The following is a 19,440-nucleotide window of genomic DNA, read 5'->3' on the forward strand; positions in this document are numbered from 1 at the left end:
CGGCGAGGTCTGCCGCTTCACGCGTGATGTCGGCGTAGAGGCGGAAGGGGGCAGGGCCGGGTACGCCTCCCTCGGCTTGATCAGTCGCCTGTCGGCTACGGTGCAGGCCATGGACAGCCACGTGTACGTGCCCTGGTTCTCAGTAGGAGAAGCCGACGAGGACGCGTTCGAAACGCTGGATGGGGCACGGCGCAGGTTCGTGTCCGTACTACGCGAGCGCGCCGTCACCTGGCCGTGCGACCCGGACGACACCCTTGTCCTCCGCCCCGAGGAGACAGGGTTCGCGCATCTGCTGGCCGTGCTCTGTGCAGTGACGCCGGGAACCAATGTCATTTCCCATGTCTTCGGTGCGTTCTTCGACGGGCAGGGAGTGCTCGGCAGCGAACTCCACGACCAGATGTACATTCCTCTCCAGGGGTCTGCGGTGGGAATACTGCGCGTGGCCGGTTCACCTGGTCGATGCGCAGAACTGACTGCAGACTGGTTCGAACGCGTCCTGCGGGGCCAGGCCGGCAACCTGGCCGCCCCAGCGTCGTGATCTTCATGTCCGAGTTGCAGCGAATCAGAACGTCAACTGTTTCGGATTCGGATCAGCATCCCAGGCCTCCATGGGATGCGAAAGACCCTGACTGCCGAAAAGACAGCCAGGGTCACATCCTCCGCGAATCCCCGAGGTCGGGGTCCCTGCCAAGATTCGAGAACCGTGTCAGGTACCCGTGACACTACTCAGGCTCATCGAGCGCGAATTCCAGCAGGGGAATCAGGTGTTGAGACAGGGAGTCTTGACGAGCTGCGACTGGTTCACGTCCGCGGGGTCGGGATAGACGACCTGCACGACGGCCCGGTAGCACTGAGTACCAGGCTTGTCCTTGGTGGTCGTCTCGAAGCCACCGAAGCCCTTGTCCTTGGTGATGATCTTCACGCCGGCACTCTTCTTCGCTACGCCGTGGGTTCCGTCGACGTCGAAGCTGATGTAGGGCGTGATGAGGTTGTCGCCCTTGTCGCAGCCGAAGTGGGCCTGGGCGCGGATCTTGCCGGGGTACTGGTGGTCGTCGACGTACACCTTGATGGTGCAGTTCGGGTTTACCTTCATCTTCACCCAGCCCGACTGCTGGGACGTCGCCGAGGCGTTCGGCGCACTGAGCACGACCACGCCGAGGGCGGCAGCACCGACCATGGCAAGCCTCTTCATTTTTGTACGCAAGAAAATCCCCTTATCCCCGTAGGTGAAGCCTTCTACAGAAGTCTTCTGGTCGCCCACGATCTTGGCACCCTGCCATGGCCGGCACAACCGATCAGCGAATACGTTGAGCTGGATTTGAGCTTGAGGAAATCCGTTGTCGGCTTCCCTCCGCCAAGTGCCGAAGGGGAAGGGCGAGCGCGGCCTGCGGAGGTCGTACGGCAATTCACCGATGCTTCAGCCAGGCCGCCGCCGGGAGCAGCCGGTCGCCGTAGTCGAACAGCGCCTGGTTCTCCCAGGCGTTGCCGGACGCCGGGTCGGCCGGGTCCCAGCCGTTGCCCTGGACCGCCGTCCAGGTGGGGTCCCAGTAGACGACGCCCAGGCCGCGGCCGTTCGGGACCGCCTCGACGACGTTCATCACGTCGCGCAGCCACGCCGCCTGCCCGGCCGGGGTCGCCGGGTAGCCGGGGACCAGTTCGCCGGGGAGGTCGATGATGTTCTCGTGGGCGTCCTCGCCGTCCAGGCGGAAGGGGTAGGCGGTCTCCGCGACCAGGACCGGCTTGCCGTAGCGGGCGGAGATGTCGTCGAGGTTCGCCTGGAGGTCGGACAGGGGGCCGTGCCAGTAGCCGTAGAAGGACAGGGCGATGACGTCGAAGGGCACGCCCTGCGCGGTGGCGTTGTCGAACCACCAGCGGTACAGGCCGTTGTCGCCGCCGTGGGCGAGGTGGAGGGCGATCTTCGTGGACGGGGAGACGGCCTTGGCCGCCGCGATCCCGGACTTGAGGAGCCCCGCCGTCCGCTGCCAGTCGTCCGTCGAGCCCTCGGGCCAGAGAAGGCCGCCGTTGATCTCGTTGCCGATCTGCACCATGTCGGCGGGGGTGCCCTGCGCCTTGAGGGCGTTCAGCACGTCGTAGGTGTGGTCGTACACGTCCGTCGTCAGCCGGCTGTACGGGTGCGAGGCCCAGGCGGCCGGCTTGGTCTGGGCGCCGGGGTCGGCCCAGGTGTCGGAGTAGTGGAAGTCGACCAGCAGCTTCATTCCCCGGGCCTTGATCCGCTGCGCCATCCCGAGCACGCGTGCCTTGGTGTTGTAGCCGTCGGCCGGGTCCACCCAGACCTTCAGGCGTCCGTAGTCCGCGCCCGCCGACCTGAGGATGGCGAGGGCGTCGCCGGCGGTGCCCGTACTCGTACGGTAGGTGCCGCCGTGGTCCTCGCTCTTCTTCAGCATCGACACGTCGACGCCCCGGACGGCGAGCCCGGTCGAGCCCGGCGTGAAGGCCAGGTCGTCGACGTTGAGCCAGTTGCCCGCCGTGGCGTCGGAGTTGACGCTGATGGTGCACTGGCCGCCGGTCACCTTGACGGAGGTGACCAGGCGTATCCACCTCCCGTTGGGCGTGGGCGGCAGATCGGTGCGCTGCTCGGCCGAGCCGCAGTTGCGCAGGGCCAGGTACGCGGCGTTCTGGCCGCCGCTGGAGCGGACCCAGGCGCTGAGCGTGTAGCTGCCGTTGGTCAGCCCCGACAGGTACTGGTACGTCTCCACCTTGTACGCCGACGGCGACCAGTGCGTGAGGCGGCTGCTTCCGCTGCGTCCGCCCGCCTCGGCGAACGACGCCGCGTCCTGCCCCGCGGCCGAGTAGGTGGACCAGCCCGACGTCCCGGACTCGAAGCCCGCGTTGGTGAGGGTGGCCGCCGCCGCGGCCTGCCCGCCGGGGAGGCCGGTGAGCAGCAGGGCGACGCCGAGCGCCGTGGCGGCCGCGGCCCTCCATGGTGTGCGGGTGGCGCGTGGTGCGGTGGTGTGCATCGTCGCTGTCCCTTCGACGGTGTGGGGTGGTGCCGTGTGTGTGGGGGGTGGTGCCTCACTCGGCGTCGAGGCGTACGACCCTCACCGCGCCCGCCGGAACCGTGAGGCGTCCCGCCGCGCGCTCGCCTCCCAGCAGCTCGGTGCCGGAGCGCTCCAGCGGCACCTTGGCGTCGCGGTCCGTGTGGTTGATCGCGAAGAGGTACACGCCGTTCTCGCCCGAGCGGCGCACCACCTCCACGTCGGTGGGCAGGTCACTGCGGGGCTCGATGGCGGCGTCCGCGCAGGCCGCGTCGATGACGGGGGCCAGCGCCCCCGCGTCGAGACGGGTGGAGACGTACCAGGCGGTGCCGCGGCCCAGGCGGTGGCGGGTGACGGCCGGGCCGCCCGCGGCGGGGCCGTCGGCGTACGTCCAGACGGTCTCGGCGCCGCGCGGCACGACGAACTCGGTCCACACGTCACCGCTGAGTTCGGCCCCGCCAGGGCCGGACAGGCGGACCGTCTCGCCGGGGAGGAGCGGTGACCACTCCTCGACCGTCAGGCCCAGGACGTCGCGCAGCGCACCCGGGTAGGGGCCGGGGTGCACGGCGTCGTGTTCGTCGACGATGCCGGAGAAGCAGGAGACGACGAGGGTGCCGCCGTTCTCGACGTACGCGCGCAGATTGCGGCCCGCGGCCTCGGTGGCGAGGTAGAGCGCGGGGACGACGACCAGCGGGTAGGCGGAGAGGTCGGCGTCGGGGTGGGCGAAGTCGACGGTGAGGTGCCGGTCGTAGAGCGACACGTAGAAGGCGTCGGCCCGCTCCCGGGCGTCGAGGTCCTGGCTGGGGCGCCACTCGAGGCTCTGGGCCCACCAGGACTGCCAGTCCCAGACCATGGCGACGTCGGGGACGGTGCGGGTGCCGCGGATCTCCGCGAGCGCGCCCACGTCCGCGCCGAGGGCGACCACTTCGCGCCAGACGCGGGAGTCGGTGCCCGCGTGCGGCAGCATCGAGGAGTGGAACTTCTCGGCGCCGCGCCGGGACTGGCGCCACTGGAAGAACATGGCGCCCTCGGAGCCGCGGGCCACGTGGGCGAGGGAGTTGCGGGCCATCTCGCCGGGGCGTTTCGCGGGGTTGCGGGGCTGCCAGTTGACGCCGGACGGGGAGTGCTCCAGGAGCAGCCAGGGGGTGCCGCCCGCGACGGAGCGGGTGAGGTCGGCGGCCATGGCGAGGTTGACGTGGGTGCGGCGGCCGTCGGTGATCAGGTAGTGGTCGTTGGTGACGAGGTCGACCTCGCGGCCCCAGGCCCAGTAGTCGACGGAGTCGCACTGGCTCAGCGCGGTCATGAAGTTGGTGGTCACCGGGGCGCCGGGGGCGAGCTCGTGCAGGATGTCCCGTTCGCGGACGAAGTTCTCGCGCATCGTGGCGTCGGCGAAGCGCCGGTAGTCGAGCTGCTGGGCCGGGTTGCCGACGGTGGGGGTGAGCCGGGGCGGGTCGATCTCGTCGAAGGACGCGTACCGCTGGCTCCAGAAGGCGGTGCCCCACGCTTCGTTCAGCGCCTCCACGGAGGTGTAGCGGGCCTGGAGCCAGCGGCGGAAGTGCGCGGCGCAGCCGTCGCAGTAGCAGGCGGAGACCGGTACGCCGTACTCGTTGTGGACGTGCCACAGGGCGAGCGCCGGGTGGCCGCCGTAGCGGCGGGCGAGCTGCTCGGTGATCCGGGCGGCGGCCGCGCGGTAGGCGGGGTGGCTGTGGCAGATCGCCGCGCGCGAGCCGAACGCGTACCGCACGCCTTCGGGTGTGACGGGCAGCGCGTCGGGATGGGCCCGGTAGAACCAGGCGGGTGGCGCGGCGGTGGGCGTGCCGAGGTCGACGCGGATGCCGTTCTCGTGCAGCAGATCGAGGACCCGGTCCAGCCAGCCGAAGTCGTACGAGCCCGGTGACGGCTCCAGCAGCGCCCAGGAGAAGATGCCGACGCTCACCAGGGTGACGCCGGCTTCGCGCATGAGCCGGACGTCCTCCTGCCAGACGCTCTCCGGCCACTGCTCGGGGTTGTAGTCCCCGCCGAAGGCGAGCCGGTGCGGGCTTGGGACGGTGCGGTCCGGCATGAGTCTCTCCTGAAGGGGTCTCAAGGGGCTGGGAGGGAGCGGGATCTGAGGCGGTGTGGGAACGTGCACACACTCGCCTCCTCGTCGCAGGGCAACATAACCGCACGAGATCAACCATTGACAAGTGTCCGGAACGTTTCTCTACTGTGAACGCTCACAGATGCATGGCCGGCCGGCGCGTCCGAGCGCCAGGCCCCCTTCGGTCAGGGAGAACTCCCCCATGTCGTACACGCCACTGCGCCGCCGCCTCGCGGCCACCGCCACGGCCGTCGCCCTCGGCGCGACCGCACTCACCGCCTGCGGATCGGGGTCGTCCGGTGACGACTCGGCCACCGGGTCCGGCCCCGTCTCGCTCAGTTACTGGGCCTGGGCGCCCGGCATGGACAAGGTGGCGGCGCTCTGGAACGCGAAGCACCCCGACATCAAGGTCACCGTGCACAAGCAGGCGTCGGGGGACGACCTGGTCACCAAGATCATCACCGCGGCGAAGGCGGGGCAGGCTCCCGACCTCGTCCAGGCCGAGTACCAGGCGCTGCCGACGCTGGTCAGCAACGACACCCTCGCCGACATCTCCAAGGAAGTCGGCGGCGTCAAGGACAAGTTCGCCCCGGGCGTCTGGCAGCAGACCACGCTCGGCACGGACGCCGTCTACGCGGTGCCCCAGGACTCGGGGCCGATGATGTTCTACTACCGCGCCGACCTGTTCCAGCAGTACGGGCTCACCGTCCCGGCCACCTGGGACGAGTTCGCCCGCACCGCCCGCGCCCTGAAGGAGAAGGCACCGGACAAGGCGCTGACCACGTTCTCCGCCAACGACTCCGGCCTCTTCGCCGGTCTCGCCCAGCAGGCCGGCGCCAAGTGGTGGACCGTCGAGGGCGACAAGTGGAAGGTCGCCATCGACGACCCGGCCACCCGCAAGGTCGCCGAGTTCTGGGGGGACCTGGTCGCCGAAGGCGCGATCGACAACCAGCCGATGTACACGCCCGCCTGGAACAAGGCGCTCAACACCGGCAAGCAGCTGGCCTGGGTGAGCGCCGTCTGGGCGCCGGGCACCCTGACCACCGCCGCCCCCGACACCAAGGGCAAGTGGGCCATGGCCCCGCTCCCCCAGTGGAGCGAGGGCGAGCGCGTCACCGGCAGCTGGGGCGGCTCCACCACGGCCGTCACCGCCGACTCGCAGCACAAGGCGGCCGCCGCCGAGTTCGCCGCCTGGCTGAACACCGACCCGGAGGCGCTCGCCGCCCTGGTGAAGGAGAGCGGCATCTACCCGGCCGCCACCGCCGCCCAGACCAGCGGCGCCCTCGCCAAGGCCCCCGACTTCTTCGGCAACCAGCCGGACTTCTACGCCCGCGCCGCCGAGATCGCCCAGACCACCGCCCCCGCCGCCTGGGGTCCCAACGTCAACGTCGCGTACGCCGCCTTCAAGGACCGGTTCGGCACGGCCGCCAAGGCGAAGTCCGGTTTCGACGCGGCGCTCGCCGGCATGCAGGACGCCACCGTGGCGGACCTGAAGAAGCAGGGCTTCGAGGTCGCTCCGTGAGCGTGAAGCACCCCCGGGCCGCGCGAGCGGCCGGGCGCGCGGGAGCGTACGGGGTCAAGGCCGCCCCGTACGGCTTCCTCGCCCCGGCCGCCGTCCTCTTCCTCCTCTTCTTCGCCCTCCCCATCGGCTACGCCCTCTGGCTCAGCCTCCACAAGGTCGAGATCAGCGGCCTGGGCCTGGGCAAGGGAGCCCGCAGGGAGGTGTGGGCGGGCCTGGAGAACTACGCCGCCGCCCTCACCGACGGCGAGCTCGGCCACGGCGCGCTGCGCGTCCTCGGGTACGGAGCGATCGTCGTGCCCGTCATGCTCGGTCTGGCGCTGCTGTTCGCCCTGCTCCTGGACGCCGAGCGGGTGCGTGCCCGCTCCTTCTCCCGGCTGGCGATCTTCCTGCCGTACGCGATCCCCGGCGTCATCGCGGCGCTGCTGTGGGGCTTCCTCTACCTGCCCGACGTCAGCCCCTTCCACTACGCCCTGGACCGGCTGGGACTGCCCCGGCCGGACCTCCTCGACGGCGGGCCGCTCTTCCTCGCGCTCGCCAACATCGCGGTCTGGGGCGGCACCGGCTTCAACATGATCGTGATCTACACCTCGCTGCGGTCCATCCCGGCCGAGGTGTACGAGGCGGCGAAGCTGGACGGCGCCTCGCCGCTCCAGATCGCCCTGCGGATCAAGATTCCGATGGTGGCGCCGTCGCTGGTGCTGACCTTCTTCTTCTCGGTCATCGCCACCCTCCAGGTCTTCAGCGAGCCGACCACCCTCAAGCCGCTGACCAACGGCATCTCCACCACCTGGAGCCCGCTGATGAAGGTGTACAGCGACGCGTTCGTGAACGGGAACGTGTACGCGGCCTCGGCCACGGCCGTCGTCCTCTCCGTCGCCACCTTCGTCCTCTCCTTCGCGCTGCTGCGGCTCTCGAACTCCCGTACCGCACAAGGAGGTACCCGATGAGCGGCACCGTCCTGGGAGCGCCGCGCCCACGGCGCCGGACCGCCCTGCTGCCCACCGCCGCCCTCCTGCTGGGCGCGCTGTACTGCCTGCTGCCGGTCGTCTGGGTGGTGGTGGCCGCCACCAAGTCGGGCACGGAGCTGTTCTCCACCTTCAGCCTGCTGCCCGGCACCGGCTTCACCGGCAACCTCGCGGACCTGAGCGCCTACCGCGAGGGCGTGTACTGGCGGTGGATGGCCAACTCCCTCCTCTACGCCGGCCTGGGCGCTGCCTTGTCCACCGTGGTCTCGGCGTGCGCCGGCTACGCGCTCGCCGTCTACCGCTTCCGCGGCCGGGAGGCGGTCTTCCACACCATCCTCGCGGGCGTGCTCGTACCGCCGGTGATCCTCGCCATCCCGCAGTACCTGCTGATGGCGCGGGCCGGCATGACGGACACGTACCTCTCGGTGCTGCTGCCGCTGATCCTCTCCCCGTACGGCGTCTACCTCGGCCGCATCTACGCCCAGGCGGCCGTCCCGGCGGAGCTGATCGAGGCGGGCCGGATGGACGGCGCCGGGGAGGGGCGGATCCTCCTGCGGATCGCGGTCCCGATGATGTCGCCGGGCCTGGTGACGATCTTCCTCTTCCAGTTCGTGGCGATCTGGAACAACTTCCTGCTGCCGTACATCATGCTCGGCGACGACACCAAGTTCCCCATGACGGTCGGACTGTTCACGCTGCTCGCGCAGGGCTCGAGCACCCCCGCCCTCTACACGCTGGTGATCACCGGCGCGCTGCTGGCGATCGTGCCGCTCATCGCCCTCTTCCTCGTCATCCAGCGGTTCTGGAGCCTCGACCTGCTCTCCGGCGCCGTAAAGTCCTGAAGCGGCAGGGGAAGAGGAGACGCGATACATGAACCGCGGTAGTACGGACGGCAAGCGGCGTTCGGTGACGATCCACGACGTGGCGCGCGAGGCGGGTGTCTCGCGCGGGACCGTCTCGCGCGTGCTCAACGGCGGCCACTACGTGAGCCCTTCGGCACAGGCGGCCGTCAACGCCGCGATCCGCAGGACGGGTTACGTCGTCAACCGGCACGCCCGCTCGCTGATCACCGGCCGCTCCGATTCGGTGGCCTTCCTGCTGACCGAGCCGCAGGAGCGGTTCTTCGAGGACCCGAACTTCAACGTCCTGCTGCGCGCCTGCACCCAGGCGCTCGCCGCGCAGGACATCCCGCTGCTGCTGATGATCGCGGGCACCGAGGCCGAACGGCGCCGCAACCTGCGCTACATCCGCGCCGGGCACGTCGACGGGGTGCTGCTCGTCTCCAGCCACTCCGGCGACCCGGTGGGCAGCGAGCTCGACGCGGCGGGCGTCCCCGTGGTCGCCTGCGGCAAGCCGCTCGGGCAGAGCGCGCGGATCAGCTACGTCGCGGCAGACGACCGGGACGGGGCCCGGTCGATGGTGCGCTACCTGTACGAGTCCGGGCGCCGACGCATCGCCACGGTCACGGGGCCGCCGGACACGCCGGGCGGGGTCGAGCGGCTGGCCGGCTACCGCGACGTGCTGGCCGAGTGCGGGCTGCCCGCCGACGAGTCGCTCGTCGTGGCCGGCGACTACAGCCGGGCGAGCGGCGAGACGGCGGCCGAGCTGCTGCTGGAGCGGGCGCCGGACGTGGACGCGGTGTTCGTGGCGTCGGACCTGATGGCGCAGGGCGTCCTGGACGCGCTGCGCCGCGCCGGGCGGCGGGTGCCGGAGGACGTGGCCGTCGGCGGGTTCGACGACTCCCCTGCGGCCCTGTCGGCCCGTCCGGCCCTCACCACGGTCCGGCAGCCCTGGGAGCGGATCAGCGGCGAGATGGTCCGGATGCTGCTCGCCCGGATCGGCGGCGAGGATCCGGCGGCCGTGATCCTCCCGACGGAGCTGGTGCGGCGGGACTCGGCCTGAGGGGCGCGCTCGGCGGGGGTTCGGTTCCTGCCCCGGCTGCCGCGCGCGCTCAGCCGAACCAGACCACCAGGCGGACGTTCTCGCCGCCGTACTCGGCCGCCAGCGCGCGCATCGACGCCCAGACCGGGGCCCAACGGCCGTCCGGCGGCACGATGATCCGGGCCGTGTAGACCACCGGGCGGTACACCGCGCCGTTCAGACGGACCTCGCCGCCCGGCGGCCATTCGTACAGGTGAAGGTCCTCTCCGAAGAGCTCCTCCGCCGCGTCGAGCACCTCGACCGGCGCCCAGACCACGTGGTCCAGGACGAGCTCGCCGTCCGGCCCCGGCAGCCACACGCCCACGCGGTTCCCGTCGGCCTGGTCGCACAGCGGCGCGTCCCAGTCGACCGCCGCGATCTCGGCCCACGTCGCGTACGAGTGGCTGTGGTTCAGTTCGTCGTACTCCTCCGGCTTCGGCACCTCGTCGCAGGAGTCCTCCGGCCACCCCCGCTGGTCGAACAGCGGCCGGTCCACTCCGAGGGACCCGCCGTAGCCGAAGAGGCACTCGCGCGCCTCCCGCGCCTTCCAGAGGTCGAAGTCGAGCAGATCGACCTTCATCTCCCACGCCCCGCCCGCCGTGCGGGCCTCGATCAATCCGTCGATGTACGTCCCCATGGGGGCCGATGCTAGAGGGTGTCTTGTCGATCAGGGCCACCCGTGGCCGTACTCCCCCTCCGGACGGGACGATGATCTAGGGGGTTTCCGTCCAGGCGTGCAGGGGCTCATGCCGCTCGGGGGCGCGCAGCTGCGCCAGCGCGTGGCGTTCGAGCTGGCGCACCCGCTCGGTGCTGAGGCCGATGTGCTCGGCGACCTGCTTGCGGGTGCGCGGCTCACCGTCGTGGAGGCCGTAGCGCAGGGTGAGGATCATCGCCTCGCGGGGCGGCAGGGTGCCGATCGCCGCGCGCAGCTGTTCGGCCAGCGCGCGGTACTCGGCGACGTGCGGCGCCTGGAGGACCTCGGTGTCCTCGATGAGGTCGCCGACGACCGTCTCGCCCTCCTCGCCGACCGGGGTGTCGAGGCTGATCGCGTCACGGCCGACGCGGCGCAGCCGGCTGACCTTGGCGGGCGGGAAGCCGGTCTCGGCGGCCGCCTCGGCGACGGTCGGTTCGCGGCCGAGGCGCGCTTGGAGGGCGCGTTCGGTGCGGCGGAGCTTGGAGAGGTCCTCCACGACGTGGACGGGCAGGCGTACGGTGCGGGCGTGCTGGGCCAGGCCGCGCTCGATGGCCTGGCGGATCCACCAGGTGGCGTAGGTGGAGAACTTGTAGCCCTTGGTGTAGTCGAACTTCTCCACCGCCCGGATGAGCCCGAGGTTGCCCTCCTGGACCACGTCGAGGAAGGACAGGCCGCGCCGGCTGTGCCGTTTGGCCACCGCGACGACGAGCCGCAGGTTGGCGCGGACCATGTGGTCCTTGGCGTGCTGCCCGTCCCGGGCCACGGCCTCCAGGTCGCGCCTGCGCCGCGGCGACAGCGGGCGCCGGCCGGACGAGGCGGCGTCCGCCTCGTGCAGCAGCTCGCCGGCGTACACCCCGGCCTCGATGCGCTTGGCCAGCTCCACCTCCTCCTCGGCGGTGAGGAGCGGCGTCGCGGCGATCTGCGAGAGGTACTGGCGTACGAGATCGGGTTCGTCGTCCGGTCCGCCGGGCTCGCGGCGGTAGACGCGCGGAACGAGCCTCATCTGCGCGGTCATGATGTCGACCTCCGCCGTCATCCCTACCCGGGGCGGCCGCCGTCACGCGCAGGGCGGCCGTGCCCGCGCCACGGGACGGCATTGGCCCAGTCGCGGGGGCGCGGAATGGACCAGGGAGTGGGCCGCTCGGCGGCCTAATTTGAGGGCCTACCCCTGACTCCTCCCCTCCTTCCCGCTGAGGAGCCCCATGTCCCTGCCCACTGCCCCGGCCCGCTCCGTGTCGCGCCCGCGACGCTCCGCGCCCCGGGGGCTGGCGCTCGCGCAGCTGGTCAACTCCGTCGGCGACGGCGCCTTCTACGTCACCTCCGCGCTGTACTTCTCCCGGGTCGTGGGGCTGACGCCCGGCCGGATCGGGCTCGGGCTGACCCTCGCCTGGGCGGTCGGCGCGGTCGCGGGTGTGCCGCTCGGGCACCTCGCGGACCGGCGGGGGCCGCGCGGGGCGACCGTGGCCCTGGCGGCGGCGACCTCGCTGTCGGTCGCGGGGCTGCTGCTCGTACGGTCGTACGCGGCGTTCCTGCTTGTCGTCCTGGCCTACGCCATCGCGCAGTGCGGGCTGGCGGCGGCGCGGCAGTCGCTGCTGGCGGGGCTCGTCGAGCCCGGCGCGCGGACCGGCGTGCTGGCGCGCCTGCAGGCGGCGGGCAACGCCGGGATCGCGGTGGGCGCGGGGATCGGCGCGGTCGCGCTGCACCTGGACACGTCGGCCGCGTACCTCTGCGTCCTCGGCGTCGACGCGCTGGCCTTCGCGGGGTGCGCGGTGCTGCTGGGGCGGTTGCCCGCCGTGGAGGCCGGGGGCGGGTCCGGTGGTGGCGAGCGGCGGTCGGCGACGGTGCTCCGCGACCGCCCGTTCGCGCTGGTCACCTTCCTGAACACCGTCATGCTGCTGCGGATGCCACTGATCAGTCTGGCCCTTCCGCTGTGGATCGCGGAGCACACGGCGGCGCCCGGCTGGTCGGTGTCGGCGCTGCTGGTGCTCAACACCGGCGCGGTGATGCTCTTCCAGGTGCGGACGGCCGCCGGGGTGACGGGGCTGCCGGGCGCGGTGCGCGCGGTGCGCTCCGGCGGTGTGCTGATGCTGGCCTCGTGCGCGGTGTTCGCCGTCTCCGGGGGCCTGGCGGCGTGGGCGGCGCTGGTGGTGCTGGTGGCGGGGGCGGTGCTGCTGGTGTGGGGTGAGATGCGGCAGTCCGCGGGCGCGTGGCAGATCGCGTTCGACCTCGCCCCGGCCGGGCGGCAGGGCCAGTACCAGGGGTTCTTCGGCGTGGGCGTGCCGGTGGCGCGGATGGTGGGGCCGGTGCTGCTGACGACGCTGGTCATCGGCGGGGGCGTGACCGGGTGGCTGGTGCTCGGGGGGTTGTTCCTGGCGGCGGGAGCGGCCATGGGGCCGGCGGTGCGGAGGGCCGAGCGGCGGACGGTGGGGAATGCTCCGCGATCAACGGGGAACCCGGGGAAAACCGTTCTGGAGGAGTAAACCGTGACAGACGAGATGGATGGGATGGACGAGATACCGGATACGGCCGGCGGCGCGGGAGGTGCCGTATGTGCGGGCTGAGCGGTGAGATCCGGTTCGACGACGGGCGGCCCGACCTGGCCGCCGTCGAGCGCATGACCGACCGGCTGGCCGCGCGGGGGCCCGACGGCCGCGGGATGTGGTCGCAGGGCCCCGTGGCGCTGGGCCACCGGAGGCTGAAGATCATCGACCTGTCGGAGCACGGCGCCCAGCCGATGTCCGACAGCGAGGCACGGCTGACCGGCGTGTTCAACGGGTGCATCTACAACTACCAGGAGCTCCGGGAGGAGCTGCGGGCGCTGGGGCACCGGTTCTTCTCCACGTCGGACACCGAGGTGGTGCTGAAGGCGTACCACCAGTGGGGCACGCGCTGCGTGGACCACTTCGTCGGGATGTTCGTCATCGTCATCGTGGAGAACGACACGGGTCGCGTGGTGCTGGCCCGCGACCGGCTCGGCATCAAGCCGCTGTACCTGTCGTACGGCCCAGGCCGGCTGCGGTTCGCCTCCACGCTGCCCGCCCTCCTCGCGGGCGGCGGCGTCGACACCTCGCTCGACCCGGTCGCCCTGCACCAGTACCTGAGCTGGTCGGCGACGGTGGCGGCTCCGCACACCGTGCTCAACGGGGTGCGCAAGCTGCCCGCGGCCACGGTGCGGGTGGTGGAGCCGGACGGCACCTACCGCGACCACTGCTACTGGCAGCCGTCGTACACCCGCCGCCCCGAGTTCGCGGGCATGGACGCCACCGACTGGCGGGACGCGGTGCTGGACGCGCTGCGCACGGCGGTGCGGCGGCGGATGGTCGCCGACGTGCCGGTCGGGGTGCTGCTCTCGGGCGGCCTGGACTCGTCGCTGATCGTGGCGCTGCTGGCCGAGGAGGGCCAGCGGGACCTGGCGACGTTCAGCGTGGGGTTCGAGTCGGAGGGCGGCGAGGACGGCGACGAGTTCGCGTACTCGGACCTGGTCGCACGGCGCTTCGCCACCGAGCACCACCAGCTGATGGTGCCGTCCGACCGGGTGTCGACGGCGCTGGACAACGCGATCGCCGCGATGAGCGAGCCGCAGCTCAGCCATGACGTGGTCGCCTTCCACCTGCTGTCGGAGCAGGTTTCGAAGGAGGTCAGCGTCGTCCAGTGCGGGCAGGGCGCGGACGAGGTGTTCGCCGGCTACCGCTGGTACCCGGCGATGGCCGAGGTCCCGCGCGAGCGGGAGCCGGAGACGTACGCCGAGGTGTACTTCGACCGGCCGCACGGTGACCTCGCCCGGATGCTGAACCCCGATCTGCTGCCCGCCCACGACGTCTCGCGCCGCTTCGTCTACGAGCACATGGCGGAGCCGGGCGCCGAGACGGCGCTGGACGCGGCGCTGCGGCTGGACACGCACGTGATGATGGTCGACGACCCGGTCAAGCGGCTCGACAACATGACGATGGACTGGGGACTGGAGGCCCGGGTGCCCTTCCTCGACCACGAGCTGGTCGAGCTCGCCGCAGCCTGCCCGCCGGAGCTGAAGCTCGCCCACGGCGGCAAGGGCGTCCTGAAGGAGGCGGGCCGCGCGCTGCTGCCCCATGAGGTGATCGACCGGCCGAAGGGCTACTTCCCGGTGCCGGCGATCATGCACATGGCGGGGCCGGTGTACGAACGGGTCCGCCAGGCGCTCACGGCCCCCGAGGCGCGGGCGCGCGGGATCTTCCGGGAGGAGTACGTGGCGGAGTTGCTCGCCGACCCCGACGGCCACCGTACGAAGCGGGGGGCGAACACCCTGTGGCAGGTGGCCCTGCTGGAGCTATGGCTGCAGACGCACGGCATCGGCTGAGCCGCCGGCCGGCCATCGACACGGCGGCCCCGGGACCGGTGCCGGTCGCACTCGCCGGGGCCGCGGGGCCGCTGGACACACCGCAGCCGGTGGTCTCCCACGGGTGCTGGTACCCGTCGGCGGACCCGACCGGCGAGCGGGTGGCGTTCATCTGCGACCGCGGCGGCGTGCCGCAGCTGTGGACCGGGCCGGCGGCCGCCGCCCTGGGCGGGGCCGGGGCCGCCGAGGTGCACCTGCTGGACGCGGACCCGGAGCCCGTGACGGAGGTGGCGTGGTCGCCGGACGGCCGCTGGATCGCGTACACCGTCAACCCGGGCGGCGGCGAGCACAGCCGGGTGCTGTGCGTACGCCCGGACGGCAGCGACCGCCGGGTCGTCGCGGGCGCCGACGCGGGCAGTTCGGCCTACCTCGGCTGCTGGGCGCGGGACGGTTCGGCCGTCGCGGTCACGGTCGCCGAGCCGCCGTCGGCGTACCGCGATCCCGAGCCGGGCCTCGCGGGCCTGCCGGCCGGGTGGGCGGAGCGCGACGGGCACGCCACGCTGCTGGGCGGCGCCGGGCGCGGCGCCGTGGGCCACCGGCGCGGCACCCGCGACCGGCTGTCGGCGTACCTGGTGGACCCGGACGAGCCCGGCGCGGCCACGCTGCTGGCCACCGAGACCGGGGCGGCCACGCTGCGGGTGTGCGACCTGAGCCAGGACGGGCGGCTCGCGCTGCTGCGCCGGGGCCCGCGCGCGCGGCGCGAGGCGGTGGTGCTGCGCACGGAGGACCTGGGCACGGGCTGTGTGCTGCGGGTCGCGGACGCGGACCCGTGGATCGGCCGCTTCTCGGCGGACGGGCGCACGGTGTGGCTGCGCAGCGACCACGAGCGGGAGTTCGCGGCGCTGCTCGCCGTCGGGCTGGACGAGCGCGGGGAGTTGAAGGACGTCTCGGTCGTCGCCGAGCGCGAGCGGAGCGACCTGGAGCTGCTGGCGTTCCTCGGGGACGGCCGCACGGCCGCTCTGGCGTGGAACGTGCGAGGCGCGACCGAACTGGAGCTGCTGGACGTGGAGTCGGGCGTGGGGGGTGCCTTGCCGATCAGGCCGGATCAGGGAGCGGTGTCCGGTGCATGGGGTCTCCCCAGGCCCCCTGGGGCCGAGGGGACGGATCGCAAGGCGGAGGAGGGAGCCACTGCGGAGCATTGGCGACCGACGACAACGCTGGGGGCACCTCCCGTGCCCGCAGGGCTACGGGAGGGAGGCGCGGTGCCAGACGCCGCGAGCCCGGCAAGATCGGCAAGGCACCCCCCGTCGGCCCGGCGCGTGGAGCTGCCGCACGAGGTGGTCACCCGCGTCGCGCGCGGCGGCCCGGCGGGGATGGTGCTCGCCGTGTCGGGGTCGCAGCGGCGGCCCGGCGTGTGGTGGGCGGCCGACGGCGGGGCGCCCGCGCGCACGCCGTGGTCGTCGCGGGACGAGGACGCCGTACCGGCGGGGCGTCCGCCCGTGCGGCCGGTGCCGGTGCGGCTGACCTCGCGCGACGGGCTGGAGCTCGGCGGCTGGTACTACCGGGCGCCCGGGCGGGCCGACACCGACCCGGCGCCGTGCGTGCTCCATCTGCACGGCGGGCCGGAGGAGCAGGAGCGGCCGGTGTTCGAGCCGCTGTACCACGAGCTGCTGGGACGGGGCCTGGACGTCTTCGCGCCGGATGTGCGCGGCTCCTCCGGGTACGGGCGGTCCTTCGTGGACGCCGACCTCGGTACGGGGCGGTTCGCCGCGATCGAGGACGTCGCCGACTGCGCGGCGCACGCGGTGCTCAGCGGGCGGGCCGATCCGCGTCGGCTCGCCGTGATGGGCCACTCGTACGGGGGCTACCTCACGTTCGCCTCGCTGGTGTGGCATCCGGAGCTGTTCCGCACGGGGATCGCGGTGTGCGGCATGTCCGATCTCACCACCTTCTTCGCCGGGACCGAGCCGTGGCTCGCGGAGTCGGCGGCGTACAAGTACGGCCATCCCGAGCGGGACCGCGAGCTGCTGCGGGCGCTGTCCCCGATGAGCCGGATCGACGCGCTGCGCGTGCCGGTGCTGGCGGTGCACGGGGAGCACGACACGAACGTGCCGCCGGGCGAGTCGGAGCAGTTCGTACGGGCGGCGCGGGAGCGGGGGCTGACGGCGGAGCTGCTGACGCTGCGCGACGAGGGCCACGAGTTCCGGCGGGCGGACAGCCGGCGGCTGTTCCGGCGGGCGGCGGGCGACTGGCTGGAGCGGTACCTGGGCGAGTGAGCCCGCACGCGGGGTGACCGAGCGCCTGCGATGCGCCATATATGCGCATAAAGTGAGGGAAGGTGGGCATTCCGTACGTCGCTACGGAGCCGATCACCCGGAACTGGAGGCGCAGACGCATGATTCCCCCGCTCGCCTCGTACGCCGTGGTCGTCCCCACCATCGGACGGCCCTGCCTCGCCGACTGCCTCACCGCGCTCGCCGTGAGCGAGGGGCCCGAGCCGAGCCGGATCGTGCTCGTCGACGACCGCCCCGAGCCGGGCGGCGACGAGCTGCCGCTCGGGGCGCTCGGCCCGCTCGCGGACCGCGCGGTGGTGCTGCGCAGCGGCGGGCGCGGACCGGCGGCCGCCCGCAACACCGGGATCCGCGTGGTGGACGAGCCGTGGACGGTCCTCCTCGACGACGACGTCCGGGTGAGCGCGTACTGGCGCGAGCAGCTCGCCCGCGACCTGGCGGAGGCCTCCCCCGACACCGGCGGCGTGCAGGGCGTGCTGGAGGTGCCGCTGCCCACAGGCCGCCGCCCCACCGACTGGGAGCGCAACACGGCGGGTCTGCGCGACGCGCTGTGGGCCACCGCGGACATGGCGTACCGCACGGAGGCGCTCAAGGCCGTCGGCGGTTTCGACGAGCGCTTCCCGCGCGCCTTCCGCGAGGACGCGGACCTGGCGCTGCGGGTCATCGACGCGGGCTGGCGGATCCGGCGCGGCGAGCGGCGCACCGAGCACCCGGTGCGGCCCGCCGACCGGTGGGTGTCGGTACGGGTGCAGCGGGGCAACGCCGACGACGCGCTGATGGCGCGGCTGCACGGGCCCACCTGGTGGGAGCGGGCGTCCGCGCCGCGCGGGCGGATCCGGCGCCACGCGGCGGTCACCGCGGCGGGGCTCGGCGCGCTCGTGCTGGCGGCGGCCGGGCGGCGGCGCGCGGCCGCGCTGACGGCGGCGGGCTGGCTGCTGGGCACGGCGGAGTTCGCGCGGGCGCGGATCGCGCCGGGGCCGCGCACGGCGGACGAGATCCTGACGATGATCCTGACGAGCGCGGTGATCCCGGCGGTCGCGACCTGGCACCGGCTGAGCGGCGCGGTGCGCCACCGGGGGGCCGGGTGCTGGGACGGCACCCTGTGAGCCGCCGGGGGCCGCTCCCGGCGGCCGTGCTGTTCGACCGCGACGACACGCTGGTGGTGGACGTGCCGTACAACGGCGACCCGGAGCGCGTACGGCCCATGCCGGGCGCGCGGGAGGCGCTGCGGCTGCTGCGCGAGCGGGGCGTGCCCGTCGGGGTGGTGTCCAACCAGTCCGGTATCGGGCGCGGCCTGCTGACCGAGGCGGCCGTACGGGACGTCAACGCCCGGATCGACGCGCTGCTCGGCCCGCTGGACGCCTGGGTGCACTGCCCGCACACGCCCGAGGACGGCTGCGGCTGCCGCAAGCCGGCGCCCGGTCTGGTGGTCGAGGCGGCGCGGCGGCTGGGCGTCCGGGCCGCCGACTGCGTTGTGATCGGTGACATCGGCGCGGACATGGGCGCGGCACACGCGGCCGGCGCGGCGGGCGTGCTGGTGCCGACGGCGCGGACGCTGCCCGAGGAGGTGGCGGCCGCGCCCTGCGTCTGCCCGGACCTGCTGAGCGCGGTGCGGCATGTGCTGGGACAACATCTGAGGAGGCCGTCATGAGGGCTCTCGTCGTCCGGCTGGACAGCTTCGGGGACGTCCTCCTCGCCGGGCCCGCCGTGCGCGCGGTCGCGCACCGGGCCGACCGGGTGGCGGTGCTGTGCGGGCCGCGCGGCGCCCCGGCCGCGCGGATGCTGCCGGGCGTGGACGAGGTGCTGGTCTGGGACGCGCCCTGGGTGGGCTTCACGCCGCCGCCCGTGGACCGCGCGGACGTCGACCGGGTGGTGAACCGGATCGCCGCGGCCCGCGCGGACACGGCGCTGGTCCTCACCTCGTACCACCAGAGTCCGCTGCCGGCCGCGCTGCTGCTGCGCATGGCGGGCGTACGGCACATCGCGGCCGACAGCGTGGACTTCCCCGGCGCCCTGCTGGACGTGCGCCATCGGCGCGCGCCGCACGCCCATGAGGCCGAGGCGGCCCTGGACCTGGCCGAGGCGGCCGGTTTCCCCCGCCCCCCGGGCGATGACGGGCGGCTGCGGGTCCACCACGCGGCGGGCGGCGCGCCCGAGCTGACCGGGCCGGGGCCGTACGTGGTGGTCCACCCGGGCGCGAGCGTCGCGGCCCGCCGGTGGAGCCCGGCCCGCTGCGCCCAGGCGGTGCGGCTGCTGGCGGCCGCCGGCCACCGGGTCGTCGTCACCGGCGGCCCCGACGAGCGGGAGCTGACCGCGCTGGTCGCGGGGAGGCACGGGCTGGACCTGGGCGGCCGGACGCGGCCGCCGGACCTCGCGGCGGTACTGGCGGGCGCGGGCGCGGTGGTGACGGGCAACACCGGTCCGGCGCATCTGGCGGCGGCGGTCGGTACGCCGGTGGTCTCGCTCTTCTCGCCGGTGGTGCCCGCCGAGCGGTGGGGCCCGTACGGGGTGCCGCACGTGCTGCTGGGCGACCAGCGGGCGCCGTGCGCGGACAGCAGGGCCCGCGAGTGCCCGGTGCCGGGCCATCCGTGTCTGAACCAGGTCACGGCCGAGGACGTGGTCGCCGCCGTGGAGAAGCTGCTGGAGGCGGACGAGTGAGC

15 protein-coding genes and 1 pseudogene are annotated in these 19,440 nt (G+C 73.1%); 11 read left to right on the forward strand and 5 right to left on the reverse strand.

From position 1 onward, the window contains the following. Window positions 1-109: 109 nt before the first annotated feature. Window positions 110-538, forward strand: coding sequence for a hypothetical protein (locus ABZX67_RS15220; RefSeq protein WP_355359561.1), 429 nt, complete (start codon window positions 110-112; stop codon window positions 536-538). 222 nt (window positions 539-760) lie between these two features. Here the strand turns inward: ABZX67_RS15220 and ABZX67_RS15225 are convergent, their stop codons facing one another. The 3 genes from ABZX67_RS15225 to ABZX67_RS15235 all read right to left on the reverse strand — a co-directional run bounded on the left by ABZX67_RS15225 (window position 761) and on the right by ABZX67_RS15235 (window position 5,058). Beyond that, window positions 761-1,261 carry a hypothetical protein gene (locus ABZX67_RS15225; protein WP_355359564.1) on the reverse strand — a complete coding sequence of 167 codons (501 nt, stop codon included), beginning with the start codon at window positions 1,259-1,261 and terminating at the stop codon, window positions 761-763. Between the two features lie 145 nt (window positions 1,262-1,406). After that, entirely contained in the window at window positions 1,407-2,978 is a 1,572-nt protein-coding gene (locus ABZX67_RS15230) for an arabinogalactan endo-1,4-beta-galactosidase (protein WP_355359567.1), read from the reverse strand. 55 nt (window positions 2,979-3,033) lie between these two features. After that, window positions 3,034-5,058, reverse strand: coding sequence for a beta-galactosidase (locus ABZX67_RS15235; protein WP_355359570.1), 2,025 nt, complete (start codon window positions 5,056-5,058; stop codon window positions 3,034-3,036). A gap of 220 nt (window positions 5,059-5,278) precedes the next feature. Here ABZX67_RS15235 and ABZX67_RS15240 point away from each other — a divergent pair, with 220 nt between their 5' ends. Genes ABZX67_RS15240 through ABZX67_RS15255 form a run of 4 tightly spaced genes read left to right on the forward strand, consistent with a single transcriptional unit; the run spans window position 5,279 to window position 9,465 of the window. Next, complete coding sequence (locus tag ABZX67_RS15240) at window positions 5,279-6,598, forward strand: extracellular solute-binding protein (RefSeq protein WP_355359573.1); 1,320 nt, start codon at window positions 5,279-5,281, stop codon at window positions 6,596-6,598. A 2-nt stretch (window positions 6,599-6,600) separates the two neighbouring features. Then, a complete protein-coding gene (locus ABZX67_RS15245; protein ID WP_355359681.1) occupies window positions 6,601-7,545 on the forward strand; it encodes a sugar ABC transporter permease in 945 nt (314 codons plus the stop codon). Beyond that, entirely contained in the window at window positions 7,542-8,405 is an 864-nt protein-coding gene (locus tag ABZX67_RS15250; protein ID WP_355359576.1) for a carbohydrate ABC transporter permease, read from the forward strand. Before ABZX67_RS15245 ends, ABZX67_RS15250 begins: the two co-directional genes overlap by 4 nt. 28 nt (window positions 8,406-8,433) lie before the next feature. After that, on the forward strand, window positions 8,434-9,465 hold the full coding sequence (locus ABZX67_RS15255) for a LacI family DNA-binding transcriptional regulator (protein WP_355359579.1): 1,032 nt from the start codon (window positions 8,434-8,436) through the stop codon (window positions 9,463-9,465). A gap of 49 nt (window positions 9,466-9,514) precedes the next feature. Here the strand turns inward: ABZX67_RS15255 and ABZX67_RS15260 are convergent, their stop codons facing one another. Together ABZX67_RS15260 and ABZX67_RS15265 are read right to left on the reverse strand one after the other, a co-directional pair. Then, the gene (locus ABZX67_RS15260; protein WP_355359582.1) at window positions 9,515-10,120 is read right to left on the reverse strand and encodes a hypothetical protein; all 606 of its coding nucleotides are present in this window, start codon (window positions 10,118-10,120) and stop codon (window positions 9,515-9,517) included. Window positions 10,121-10,196: 76 nt separating this feature from the next. Continuing rightward, window positions 10,197-11,172 (reverse strand): annotated as a pseudogene (locus ABZX67_RS15265) (sigma-70 family RNA polymerase sigma factor); the annotation flags it as partial. Between the two features lie 207 nt (window positions 11,173-11,379). On the opposite strand from ABZX67_RS15265, the gene ABZX67_RS15270 reads away from it, so the two are divergent. The 6 genes from ABZX67_RS15270 to ABZX67_RS15295 all read left to right on the forward strand — a co-directional run bounded on the left by ABZX67_RS15270 (window position 11,380) and on the right by ABZX67_RS15295 (window position 19,438). After that, window positions 11,380-12,657, forward strand: coding sequence for an MFS transporter (locus ABZX67_RS15270; protein ID WP_355359585.1), 1,278 nt, complete (start codon window positions 11,380-11,382; stop codon window positions 12,655-12,657). Between the two features lie 68 nt (window positions 12,658-12,725). Continuing rightward, entirely contained in the window at window positions 12,726-14,510 is a 1,785-nt protein-coding gene (locus ABZX67_RS15275) for an N-acetylglutaminylglutamine amidotransferase (RefSeq protein WP_355359589.1), read from the forward strand. Next, entirely contained in the window at window positions 14,483-16,765 is a 2,283-nt protein-coding gene (locus ABZX67_RS15280) for an alpha/beta fold hydrolase (protein WP_355359592.1), read from the forward strand. Before ABZX67_RS15275 ends, ABZX67_RS15280 begins: the two co-directional genes overlap by 28 nt. Window positions 16,766-16,884: 119 nt before the next feature. Beyond that, window positions 16,885-17,886 carry a glycosyltransferase gene (locus ABZX67_RS15285; protein WP_355359595.1) on the forward strand — a complete coding sequence of 334 codons (1,002 nt, stop codon included), beginning with the start codon at window positions 16,885-16,887 and terminating at the stop codon, window positions 17,884-17,886. Next, a complete protein-coding gene (locus ABZX67_RS15290; protein ID WP_355359598.1) occupies window positions 17,883-18,431 on the forward strand; it encodes an HAD family hydrolase in 549 nt (182 codons plus the stop codon). Before ABZX67_RS15285 ends, ABZX67_RS15290 begins: the two co-directional genes overlap by 4 nt. Beyond that, a complete protein-coding gene (locus tag ABZX67_RS15295) occupies window positions 18,428-19,438 on the forward strand; it encodes a glycosyltransferase family 9 protein (RefSeq protein WP_355359601.1) in 1,011 nt (336 codons plus the stop codon). Before ABZX67_RS15290 ends, ABZX67_RS15295 begins: the two co-directional genes overlap by 4 nt. Window positions 19,439-19,440 lie beyond the last annotated feature (2 nt).

This window comes from Streptomyces sp. NPDC003036 (genome assembly GCF_040611175.1).
Classification (GTDB): domain Bacteria; phylum Actinomycetota; class Actinomycetes; order Streptomycetales; family Streptomycetaceae; genus Streptomyces.